Below are 12,500 nucleotides of genomic sequence, written 5' to 3'. Positions count from 1 at the left end.
CAGGGTTGTTACCTTCTCTGACGGGCCTTTCCAGACCTCTTCGTCTACCCCGTTCCTTTGTCACTCCTTAATCGAGTGTCCTACAACCCCAAGAGGCACGCCTCTTGGTTTGGGCTGTTCCCGTTTCGCTCGCCGCTACTCAGGGAATCGCTGTTGCTTTCTCTTCCTCCGGGTACTTAGATGTTTCAGTTCCCCGGGTTGCCCTCCATACCCTATGGATTCAGGTATGGATACTGCCCCATTACGGACAGTGGGTTCCCCCATTCGGACATCTCCGGATCGACGCTTACTTACAGCTCCCCGAAGCATTTCGGTGTTTGTCCCGTCCTTCATCGGCTCCTAGTGCCAAGGCATCCACCGTGCGCCCTTTCTAACTTAACCGTTTCTTCCTAACATGAGCGATCTATTCGTGAATGTCTTTCCGTTATCCAGTTTTCAAAGAACAATGCTTTTTCTCAATGAGCTCCCTTGCTGCTTGAATTGCTTTTAGCCGAACATCCGATCCTTCGAATGGGCTCTCGCATAGGAGCAATGCTTCCAATATTCATCAAACTTATGGTGGAGCCTAGCGGGATCGAACCGCTGACCTCCTGCGTGCAAAGCAGGCGCTCTCCCAGCTGAGCTAAGGCCCCAGGATGGTCTTATTTATGGTGGGCCTGAGTGGACTTGAACCACCGACCTCACGCTTATCAGGCGTGCGCTCTAACCGGCTGAGCTACAGGCCCATCCTGTATTTTTTTATTCAGCTTCTATTCGCTGGGAAATCGACTTTGCGAATTCACCAGCAAACGGGGAAGGATGTGATCCTTCAAAACTAAACAAAACGGAAAAGCGTACCTTTTTCAATGTATATATCCTTAGAAAGGAGGTGATCCAGCCGCACCTTCCGATACGGCTACCTTGTTACGACTTCACCCCAATCATTTGTCCCACCTTCGGCGGCTGGCTCCCGTAAGGGTTACCCCACCGACTTCGGGTGTTACAAACTCTCGTGGTGTGACGGGCGGTGTGTACAAGACCCGGGAACGTATTCACCGCGGCATGCTGATCCGCGATTACTAGCGATTCCGGCTTCATGCAGGCGAGTTGCAGCCTGCAATCCGAACTGAGAGTGGTTTTTTGGGATTCGCTCCACCTCGCGGTTTCGCTGCCCTTTGTACCACCCATTGTAGCACGTGTGTAGCCCAGGTCATAAGGGGCATGATGATTTGACGTCATCCCCACCTTCCTCCGACTTTTAGCCGGCAGTCACCTTAGAGTGCCCAACTGAATGCTGGCAACTAAGGTCAAGGGTTGCGCTCGTTGCGGGACTTAACCCAACATCTCACGACACGAGCTGACGACAACCATGCACCACCTGTCACCCTGTCCCCGAAAGGGGAACGCCCTATCTCTAGGGTTGTCAGGGGATGTCAAGACCTGGTAAGGTTCTTCGCGTTGCTTCGAATTAAACCACATGCTCCACCGCTTGTGCGGGTCCCCGTCAATTCCTTTGAGTTTCAGCCTTGCGGCCGTACTCCCCAGGCGGAGTGCTTAATGCGTTTGCTGCAGCACTAAAGGGTGGATACCCTCTAACACTTAGCACTCATCGTTTACGGCGTGGACTACCAGGGTATCTAATCCTGTTCGCTCCCCACGCTTTCGCGCCTCAGCGTCAGTTACAGGCCAGAGAGCCGCCTTCGCCACTGGTGTTCCTCCACATCTCTACGCATTTCACCGCTACACGTGGAATTCCGCTCCCCTCTCCTGCACTCAAGTTCCCCAGTTTCCAATGGCCGCTCGCGGTTGAGCCGCGAGATTTCACATCAGACTTAAGGAACCGCCTGCGCGCGCTTTACGCCCAATAATTCCGGACAACGCTTGCCACCTACGTATTACCGCGGCTGCTGGCACGTAGTTAGCCGTGGCTTCCTCGTCAGGTACCGTCAAGGTACCGCCCTGTTCGAACGGTACTTGTTCTTCCCTGACAACAGAGCTTTACGATCCGAAGACCTTCTTCGCTCACGCGGCGTTGCTCCGTCAGACTTTCGTCCATTGCGGAAGATTCCCTACTGCTGCCTCCCGTAGGAGTCTGGGCCGTGTCTCAGTCCCAGTGTGGCCGGTCACCCTCTCAGGTCGGCTACGCATCGTCGCCTTGGTGAGCCGTTACCTCACCAACTAGCTAATGCGCCGCGGGCCCATCCTGCAGTGACAGCTAAAAGCCGCCTTTCAACCGAAAACCATGCGGTTTTCGGTGTTATCCGGTATTAGCTCCGGTTTCCCGAAGTTATCCCAGTCTGCAGGGCAGGTTGCCCACGTGTTACTCACCCGTCCGCCGCTAACCTAAAGGAGCAAGCTCCCTTCGGTCCGCTCGACTTGCATGTATTAGGCACGCCGCCAGCGTTCGTCCTGAGCCAGGATCAAACTCTCCAAAAAAAGTTTGTCACCAAATGCTCTTGTCAGAATCAACAGGCACGCTTTTCGTTTTGTTCAGTTTTCAAAGATCATATATCAAAAACAGCGACTTTTACATTATAAAATCATACTTTATGGTTGTCAACACTTTTTTTATTTTAATTGCTGACTTCAGTGATTATAGCAGTTTCAATCGTTTTTGACAAGCATTATTTTATATCTTCGAAAAAACTAAAAAACCTTTATAATCGACAAATCCTTGCTCTTTTCCAAAGATATAATTTGATCGGAATCTTCTGCTTGTACCATCGGCTTTGTAACCAATTTTTCATTTATAAAAACGATTTTCCCATAAGCTCCATTAGAAAGCTTTACTGTTCGTCCTACCATATCTTTTATAAATATTTTTTTGAAAGCTTGAACAACCGATAAATCAAATTTTCCAAATTGGTCTTTTTCTATTTGATCCAATACGTGAAAAGGCGATTGTCCATTGCGATATGGACGAGGAGAAATCATTGCTTGATATGCGTCTGCAAACGAAATGATTTTGGCAAAAGGATGAATTTGAACGCCTTTAATTCCTAAAGGATAACCTGATCCATCAAATCGTTCATGATGCTGCAAGACTGCAACTTTCGCACCTTCTGTTAAAGCTGGTAAATCTTTTAATAATTTATAGCTGTGAATAGGATGTTCTCTAACCTCGAGGAACTCTTTTTCTGTCAGCGCTTCTTTTTTTGTTAAAATTGCCGGCGTAATTTTTGCCATCCCACAATCACTTAACAGACCTGCAAGAGCAATTTGATTTACTTCACCAGTTAAAAATCCCATTTTTTTTGCAATTAAAGCGCTTAATAAAGAGACAGAAACAGAATGATGGCAAATATAATTTTTTGCATCACATGTTGTATAAGTCTCCATTATTTTGCTTGTTTGATCAAACCCAGCTTTTAATACTGGGAGGAGTAATGTTCTAATTTTATAAATATCTACTGAAGCACCCGACTGCCAAGATAAAAAATACTTTTGGAGCTGTTCTACTGAATGTACAAAAATTTCTTCAAAAGCAGTTTTGGATGAACTTTCCGTTTTTTGAACGTCAGCCTCATTTTTTTGAGGTTGATCAGTGGAAATATCTTCTTTCGCTTCTTTTACTCCTGTAGTAGTAGAAGTCCGGACTTGAACTTCTTTAATTAAAAATGCACGAAAAAATTCAATATGTTCCTCATTAATAACAGTGCCTTTTTTCGCAATTGGTTTTGGTGACAAAGAATAAACATCTTCTGCTAAGACAAATCCCGGCTTCAATTTTTTGACATGAATCCGCAAATGAACCCCCTCCTTTAAATAAAAATCAATTGGCACCCACTCATTTAGGAACGTAAATAAACCTAAAAACGAAAAATACCTTTTTTTTCACAGGATAAAGATTAGGAAATATTCGTTTGATCTCCATAAATTAACAATACCACAGCTTTAAAAGCTGTGGTAGACCTAAAATTAGTACTTTTTCCTTACGTTGGCAGAATATGTTTCAACAGATATCACCCTTCAAAAAAGAGCACCTTTTATTCTTCTTCCTGCTGTTCCTCTTGTTCTTCTTTTTCAACGAGCGCAACCGTTGAAACATGTTCATTTTCATCAAGTTTAATAAGCTTTACACCGACTGTATTACGTCCCATTGAAGAAATATCATTGACATCCATGCGAATCAGAACGCCGTTCCCAGTAATGATCATTAAATCTTCGTCACCGCGAACAGCTTTTACAGAAACTACCGATCCATTTTTAGGTGTAATGTTGCATGTTTTTAAACCTTTGCCGCCCCGGGTTTGGATTCGGTACTCGCTTTCGTGCGTACGTTTTCCGTACCCATTTTCAGTTACGACTAATACATCGACACCTGGGTCCAGCACTTCCATGCCGACAACTTCATCATTTTTTTCCAACGTAATTCCCTTTACGCCCGTAGCTGTGCGGCCCATTGACCGGACATCTTGTTCATGAAAACGAATTAACATTCCATTTTTTGTTCCAATTACAATATCTTTTGTACCATCTGTCAAATGTACGGAGATAAGCTCGTCCCCTTCGCGTAAGTGCAGCGCAATTAAACCGCTGTTACGTATATTGGAAAATTGAGAAAGCGGTGATCGTTTACATATTCCTTCTTTTGTCGCAAAAAATAAAAACCAATCATCAACAAATCCTGGAACAGGGATGATGGCATTGATCCATTCATCTTGGTCTATTTCCAATAAATTAATGATCGGAAGCCCTTTAGCTGTTCGTCCATATTCAGGGATTTCATATCCTTTTGCTCGATAAACTTTTCCTTTATTTGTAAAAAATAAAATAGTATCGTGTGTACAAGTTGTTAAAAGATGCTCAACAAAGTCGTCAGCATTAGTTCCCATTCCTTGAATGCCTCTTCCGCCACGCTTTTGACTGCGGTAAGTAGAAACAGGGAGGCGCTTAATATAGCCTTTATGGGTAAGCGTAATGACAATATTCTCTTTTGGAATCAAATCTTCGTCTTCAAAAGCTTCTAAACCAGTTGCGATTATTTCTGTACGGCGTTCATCATTAAAACGCTCTTTTATTTCTTCCAATTCCTCACGAATAATGTCTAAAACCTTTTCTTCGTTGGCTAATATACCTTTTAACTCTTCAATTAGCTTTATAAGCTCATTATATTCCTCTTCTATTTTTTCTCGTTCAAGGCCTGTCAGGCGCTGGAGCCGCATATCCAAGATGGCCTGTGCCTGCTTTTCCGTTAAGCTGAATTTTTCCATTAATCCTTCGCGGGCAATATCTGTTGTTTTGGAGCTTCGAATCAGGTTAATCACTTCATCGATATGATCTAATGCAATTCTTAACCCTTCCAAAATATGCGCTCGCGCTTCAGCCTTTCTTAATTCAAAAGCAGTACGTCTTCTAATAACGACTTTTTGATGATCTAAATAATGCTCTAAAATTTGTTTTAAATTTAATACTTTCGGTTCTCCGTCTACTAAAGCAAGCATATTAATTCCAAAGCTTGTTTGTAATGCCGTCTGTTTATATAAATTATTCAAAAGTACGTTGACATTTGCATCTCTCCGAACTTCGATGACTATGCGCATACCTTTTCTATCAGATTCATCTCTTAAATCGGAGATACCGTCAATTTTTTTCTCACGGACAAGCTCTGCAATCTTTTCAATAAGTTTTGCTTTATTTACTTGGTACGGAATCTCAGTCACTATAATTGCCTGTTTCCCGTTTTCTCTTTCTTCAATTTCAACCTTTGCCCGGAGCGTGATCGATCCTCGTCCGGTCTCATAAGCTTTTCGAATGCCGCTTTTCCCCATTATTTGTCCTGCCGTCGGAAAGTCCGGTCCAGGAATGATTTCCATTAGCTCTCCAATGGTGATGTCTGGATTTTTACTTAATGCCAGAACACCGTCGATTACTTCGCCGATTTGATGTGGAGGAATGTTGGTCGCCATTCCTACTGCAATTCCGGATGCGCCATTTACGAGCAAGTGCGGGAAACGGGAAGGAAGAACGACAGGCTCCTTTTCCGATCCGTCATAATTATCTTGATAATCAATGGTGTCTTTATTAATGTCACGCAAAAGTTCCATTGAAATTTTTGACATTCTCGCCTCTGTATAACGCATCGCAGCTGCGGCGTCTCCATCAACGGATCCAAAGTTTCCGTGACCATCCACCAGCATATAGCGATAGTTAAAATCTTGGGCCATTCTCACCATCGTCTCGTAAACAGCTGAATCTCCGTGTGGATGGTACTTACCGATCACATCTCCTACAATCCTTGCAGATTTTTTATGCGGTTTATCCGGAGTCATGCCAAGGTCATGCATGGCATAAAGAATTCTCCGGTGAACAGGCTTAAGTCCGTCACGGACATCAGGCAAGGCGCGCGACACGATGACGCTCATCGCATAATCAAGGAAGGATGAACGCATTTCTTGGCTTATATTGACTTCCTGTATTTGCGATTCTTTGTTTTCAGCCATTTTTTATTACCTCCGTAAAAATCAATTCCCAAACCTCACTTTATGGAGAAAAACAAAATGAGAATGGGGTGAACAAATCGATTAAATATCCAAATTTTTTACATAACGGGCGTTTTCTTCAATAAACTGGCGGCGAGGCTCCACTTTGTCTCCCATTAAAATTTCAAACGTTTCATCCGCATCAATCGCATCCTGCAATGTTACTTGAAGCAGCGTTCTAGTTGATGGATTCATTGTTGTTTCCCAAAGCTGCTCAGCATTCATTTCTCCAAGTCCTTTGTAGCGTTGAATGCTTGGCTTCGGTTGGCTTGGAAGATTGGACAAAATTTTATCGAGCTGCCGATCATTGTACGCATATTCAACCCTTTTCCCTTGTTGAATTCTATATAAAGGAGGCTGCGCAATATAAACATATCCTTTTTCGATAATTCCTCTCATGTACCGATAGAAAAAGGTAAGCAGCAGTGTACGAATATGCGCTCCGTCCACATCGGCATCCGTCATAATCACAACTTTATGGTATCTCGCTTTCGAAACATCGAAATCTTCGCCAATCCCTGTTCCAATGGCTGTGATTATGGCACGCACTTCATTGTTGGATAATATTTTGTCAAGACGTGCTTTCTCAACATTTAAAATTTTTCCTCTCAACGGCAAAATAGCTTGGAAATGTCTGTCCCGGCCCTGCTTAGCAGAACCACCGGCAGAATCACCCTCAACAACAAACAATTCTGAGATGGATGGATCTTTTGACGAACAATCTGCTAATTTTCCAGGCAAATTCGAAACATCTAATGCGCTTTTTCTTCTCGTTAATTCCCTTGCTTTTTTGGCAGCTAAACGGGCTCTTGCCGCCATCAAACCTTTTTCCACAATTTTTTTGGCTGTTTGCGGATGTTCGAAAAGAAACGTTTCAAACATTTCCGAGAAAATGGAATCCGTAATTGTTCTTACTTCGGAATTTCCAAGCTTTGTTTTCGTTTGTCCCTCAAATTGGGGATTAGGATGTTTGACAGAAATGATCGCGGTTAACCCCTCACGAACATCTTCTCCTGATAAATTTTGATCGTTTTCTTTAATAGCTCCTGTTTTTCTAGCGTAATCATTAATAACTCGAGTTAAGGCAGTTTTAAAGCCGGATTCGTGAGTGCCACCCTCATATGTGTGAATATTATTAGCAAAAGAGTAAATATTACTTGTATATCCATCATTGTATTGAAGAGCGATTTCTATTTTTATTCCATCTTTATCTCCTTCAATATAAATCGGTTCTTCATGAAGAACCTCTTTTGTACGGTTGAGATGCTTTACATAGGAGATAATGCCGCCTTCATAGTAATATAAATTTTGCCGTCCTTTTTCGTCCCGCTTATCTTCTAATGTAATCTTGATTCCACGGTTTAAAAAAGCAAGTTCTCGCAACCGCGACGCCAACGTATCATAATCATATTCGGTTGTTTCTTTAAAAATTTCAGGATCAGGCTTGAAATGCACAATGGTTCCCGTCGTTTCAGTTTTTCCAACAATTTTCAAATCTTCACAAGGCACACCTCGGCGATATTTCTGGTAGTAAATATTTCCATCGCGATGAACAAAAACCTCCAGTTCAGTTGACAGTGCATTCACAACTGAAGCTCCTACACCGTGGAGTCCACCGGAAACTTTATAGCCTCCGCCTCCGAATTTTCCTCCTGCATGAAGGACAGTCATGATGACTTCAACGGCTGGTCTTCCCATTTTCTCATGTATTCCGACGGGTATTCCTCGCCCGTTATCTTTTACTGTTATACTATTGTCTTGTTCGATCGTCACATTAATTTCTGTACAAAAACCCGCTAAAGCCTCATCTATACTATTATCGACAATTTCCCAAACGAGATGATGAAGACCCTTAGAACTGGTAGATCCAATATACATTCCAGGTCTTTTTCGAACAGCTTCCAACCCTTCCAGCACTTGAATCTGGTTTTCATCATATGTTGTTTGTTCCTCATGATTTTGTTCCATCGCCACAATGATCACCTACACTTTTATAAACATAAAATCGATTGAATAGATAAAAAATCTTTTTTCCACAAAAAAATCTAAATAGATTGATCCGCTTTTTTCAAAGTAATGACACGATCTATGCATGAGTAAAAAACAAGCTGCAGATGTTAAAATTCTTAATAGCATCATGATCTGTTTCAAAAAAAAATAATTTATATTAATTGTCCGGAAGATACACGATAGATAGCCGCTTCCTTCAAGGTTTTGTGATCAATTCCATCTACGCTTGTTGTTGTCACAAAGGTTTGCACTTTTCCTTGAATAGCATTTAATAAATGAGATTGCCTAAAATCATCTAATTCTGATAAAACGTCGTCCAACAATAATACGGGATAATCGCCAATTTCTTCATGGATCAAATCGATTTCAGCCAATTTCAGCGAAAGAGCTGTTGTGCGCTGCTGGCCTTGCGATCCAAATGTTTGAACATCCCGGCCGTTCACATAAAAAATAAGGTCATCTCTGTGGGGACCGGCTAACGTCGTTCCACGTTCTATTTCCTTTTCTCTTATTTTAGCAAACCTGTCATAGTATACTTCTACTATTTTCGACAAGTCTGCTTCTTCTGATACATCAACAGAAGGCTTATACTGAATTCTTAATTCCTCCATTCCCCTAGAAATGCTGGAATGAATCGGTTGTGCCCATTTTTCAAGCTGCTTAACAAACAAATATCTTTTTTTAATGATGCTGCTTGCTGTTTCACACAGCTGAAGTGTAAGCACATCCAACATTTTTTCATCCGTTTGCTTTCTCGTCTGGAGGAGCTTTAAATAATGATTTCTCTGCTGAATGATTTTTTGATATTTGTTCAGTTGGTGCAAATAAACGGGAGAAACTTGTCCAATTTCCATATTGATAAAACGCCTGCGAATTTGCGGACTTCCTTTTACTAAATTCAAATCTTCCGGAGCAAACATAATCACATTGACGTGACCGACATACTCGCTTAATTTTTTTTGTTCTAAATAATTTAATTTAGCTTTTTTCCCTTTGTTGGAAATAATTAATTCAACCGTAGAAAAACGATTTTGTTTTTCTATTCTCCCTTCTATTTTAGCATATTCCTTCTCCCATTGAATGAGCTCTTTATCATTGCTGGTTCGATGGGATTTCGCCATCGCCAAAACATAGATGCCCTCCATCATATTTGTTTTCCCTTGGGCATTTTCTCCAATTATCACATTGACTTTGTTTTCAAATTGTATATGAAGGGACTCATAATTACGGTAGTTCTTTAAACTGAATTCTTTTAAATACAATGAAGGTCACCAACTTCAGTTTTTTACAATAAAGGTTCCAGTCTCTTTTACTTCTACGATGTCTCCGTCTCTCAGTTTTCTCCCCCGGCGCTGTTCCCTCTCAGAATTTACGAGCACTTCATGCTCCTGGAGAAACCATTTTGCCATTCCGCCAGTTTGGATGACATCCGCCAATTTTAAAAATTGTCCGAGTGTAATATATTCACCTTTAATTTGAACAATACGCTTCATCTGATTTTCATCCGCTTTCTCAAAATAGTCTCTAACTTTTTATTTTACTAAATATTTCCCAATTCGAAAAGAAAGCTACTAGCTTTTTTGATTACTAGTAGCTTTCTTTTTATTTCCAGCACTATAAAATAGTGGAATTTATCGTGAAGAATCCGACGACAGCTGTTTAATATGTTCGAACAGGAAGAATCAGCTGCAAAACTGTTTCATCTTCGGGAACACGAATTAAAAACGGCCTCATCGCCCCTGTAAAGCTGATGTGAATTTCTGATCCTTCCACTGCTTTTAATGCATCTATCATATATTTTGCACTAAAGGAAATTTTTAAATCTTCTCCCTGAACATCTTTGGCATGAATTTCTTCGACAACCTTCCCAATTTCCGGTGAATTTGACAAGATTTCAACCTTCCCGTTAGGAAATGTTGTCAACTTGACGACGTTATTGCGTCCTTCTCTTGCAAGAAGAGATGCGCGGTCTATAGCTTGTAAAAAATCTTTTGCGTCAAGAACAATATCCGTTTTACTTTCCATTGGAATAAGTCTGCTCGTATCAGGGTAATTTCCGTCTAAGAGACGTGAAAAGAATAATATGTTTTTCGTCTTAAACAAAACTTGATTTTCTGTAATGACAATTTCGACAAGATCATCGTTTTCATCAAGAATTTTATTCAGCTCATTTAAGCTTTTTCCCGGAATAACGACATTATGCGCTTCAGAAATATTGGTTTCCACTTTTGCTTTCCGTAAAGCTAATCGATGGCTGTCCGTTGCAATACATGTTAATTCGCCAGTTTCTAAACGCCAGTTTACACCGGTTAAAATTGGTCTTGTTTCTGAAACCGAAACAGCAAAAACTGTTTGTCGAATTAAGGTTTTTAATAGATCTGATGGAATTTTAAAAACGTTTTGCTCCTCAATTTCCGGCAATCTTGGATATTCTTCTGCATCCAAACCATGCAGATTAAATTCCGCACTTCCTGATCGAATAATAGTTAGAAAGTGGTTTTCCACTTTCATTTCCACTTTATCCTGCGGAAGCTTCCTCACAATATCACTAAAAAAACGAGCTTGCAAAACAATGCTTCCGGGCTCGATAATTTCCGCTTGAATCGTTCCATTTTCTTCTGCAGGTATAAAGGACTCAATCGAAATGTCTGAATCACTGCCTGTTAATGAAATGCCCTCTTCTGTTGCGACAATTTTTATTCCGGTCAATATAGGTATGGTTGTTCTAGAGGAGACGGCCTTCATGACATCTTGGACGCTTTCAACAAGCTTATTTTTTTGGACAATAACTTGCATGTAAATCCTCCTTCTAAGGCTGCACTGCCATCTATCAAACAAATACATTTTATATTATTATTATTTTTTAATTAAAAAATATAGTATAAGTAGTAATAGGGCTTGTGGATATGTTGATAACAATGTTAATGAAAGGAAGCACAGTCTATCCACATGTGGATAAACTGTGCGTACCAACGTCAAAATTATTCACAATGTCCTCAACTAATGATGAATGGAATGCTTTAACTGTTCTATTATCTCATTTATTTGATTTTGCAGCTGTGGGTCTTCTTCTAATAACTTTGAAATTTTTTCATGAGCATGAATGACTGTTGTATGGTCTCTTCCTCCAAATTCTTCTCCAATTTTCGGCAAGGAAGAGTCGGTTAATTCTCTTGATAAGTACATGGCAATCTGTCTTGGAAATGCAACAGATTTTGTCCTCTTTTTTGCTTTGAAATCTTCCAATTTAACATTAAAATGCTGTCCAACTACACGTTGAATTTCTTGAATGGTAATAATTTTTGGCTTGGAGCTCGGTATAATGTCTTTTAATGCTTCTGCCGCAAGATCCGCGTTAATATCTTTATTGATGAGAGAAGAATAAGCTACTACGCGTATAAGGGCACCTTCTAGCTCACGAATATTTGTATCAATTTGATTGGCAATATAAAGCATGACTTCGTTTGGAATATCTAATCCGTCAGCTTTCGCCTTTTTTCTTAAAATGGCAATTCTTGTTTCGAGGTCAGGAGGAGTAATATCTGTTATAAGCCCCCATTCAAAACGTGATCTCAGTCGGTCTTCAAGAGTAGGAATCTCTTTTGGCGGCCTATCGCTCGAAATGACTATTTGCTTACTTTCCTCATGTAGTGTGTTGAACGTATGGAAAAATTCCTCTTGCGTTTGTTCTTTTCCCGCAAGAAATTGAATATCATCTATTAGCAGAACATCAACATTCCGGTATTTATTGCGAAATTCATCGGCTTTATTGTCACGGATTGAGTTAATAAATTCATTCGTAAATTTTTCTGATGACAAATAGACGACTCTTGCGGAAGGATTATGTTCTAATACATAATGGCCGATTGCATGCATTAAATGAGTTTTTCCGAGACCGACGCCACCATAAATAAACAGCGGGTTGTATGCTTTTGCCGGCGCTTCCGCAACAGCCAGGGATGCAGCATGGGCAAATCGATTTCCTGAGCCGATAACAAACGTATCAAAAGTATATTTTGGATTCAGCAA

Annotated in this window: 7 protein-coding genes, 2 tRNA genes and 2 rRNA genes (1 of these 11 running past the window's edge); all 11 read right to left on the bottom strand. The window is 40.9% G+C overall.

The window, feature by feature from the left end; genetic code table 11:
* Positions 1-381: ribosomal RNA gene (locus NSS70_RS00055) — 23S ribosomal RNA — on the bottom strand (it extends 2,552 nt beyond the left edge of the window).
* A gap of 175 nt (positions 382-556) precedes the next feature.
* Positions 557-632: transfer RNA gene (locus tag NSS70_RS00050), tRNA-Ala, on the bottom strand.
* 16 nt (positions 633-648) lie between these two features.
* Positions 649-725 (bottom strand) — tRNA-Ile (locus NSS70_RS00045).
* A gap of 136 nt (positions 726-861) precedes the next feature.
* A 16S ribosomal RNA gene (locus NSS70_RS00040) occupies positions 862-2,415 on the bottom strand.
* Together the 16S and 23S rRNA genes with 2 tRNA genes alongside form the textbook arrangement of a ribosomal RNA operon.
* A gap of 210 nt (positions 2,416-2,625) precedes the next feature.
* Positions 2,626-3,726, bottom strand: coding sequence for an HD-GYP domain-containing protein (locus tag NSS70_RS00035; protein WP_339198190.1), 1,101 nt, complete (start codon positions 3,724-3,726; stop codon positions 2,626-2,628).
* 239 nt (positions 3,727-3,965) lie between these two features.
* Entirely contained in the window at positions 3,966-6,422 is a 2,457-nt protein-coding gene (gyrA, locus tag NSS70_RS00030) for a DNA gyrase subunit A (RefSeq protein ID WP_340880731.1), read from the bottom strand.
* An 81-nt stretch (positions 6,423-6,503) separates the two neighbouring features.
* Complete coding sequence (gyrB, locus tag NSS70_RS00025) at positions 6,504-8,429, bottom strand: DNA topoisomerase (ATP-hydrolyzing) subunit B (protein ID WP_340880729.1); 1,926 nt, start codon at positions 8,427-8,429, stop codon at positions 6,504-6,506.
* Positions 8,430-8,623: 194 nt separating this feature from the next.
* Positions 8,624-9,733 (bottom strand): DNA replication/repair protein RecF, encoded by a 1,110-nt coding sequence (gene recF / locus NSS70_RS00020; RefSeq protein ID WP_339198184.1) that lies wholly within the window; start codon positions 9,731-9,733, stop codon positions 8,624-8,626.
* A 15-nt stretch (positions 9,734-9,748) separates the two neighbouring features.
* Positions 9,749-9,964, bottom strand: a complete 216-nt coding sequence (gene yaaA, locus NSS70_RS00015) for a S4 domain-containing protein YaaA (RefSeq protein ID WP_339210739.1) — start codon at positions 9,962-9,964, stop codon at positions 9,749-9,751.
* A 166-nt stretch (positions 9,965-10,130) separates the two neighbouring features.
* Positions 10,131-11,267, bottom strand: coding sequence for a DNA polymerase III subunit beta (gene dnaN / locus NSS70_RS00010; RefSeq protein WP_339198181.1), 1,137 nt, complete (start codon positions 11,265-11,267; stop codon positions 10,131-10,133).
* A 204-nt stretch (positions 11,268-11,471) separates the two neighbouring features.
* The coding region (gene dnaA, locus NSS70_RS00005) for a chromosomal replication initiator protein DnaA (RefSeq protein ID WP_340880727.1) at positions 11,472-12,500 on the bottom strand (1,029 nt) is incomplete at its 5' end.

Origin of the sequence: Aeribacillus sp. FSL K6-2848, from assembly GCF_038004325.1 — a bacterium.
In the GTDB taxonomy this organism is placed as follows: domain Bacteria; phylum Bacillota; class Bacilli; order Bacillales; family Aeribacillaceae; genus Aeribacillus; species Aeribacillus composti.
The sequence above is the reverse complement of the archived record's forward strand: the minus strand, read 5'-3'. Positions and strand labels throughout refer to the sequence as shown.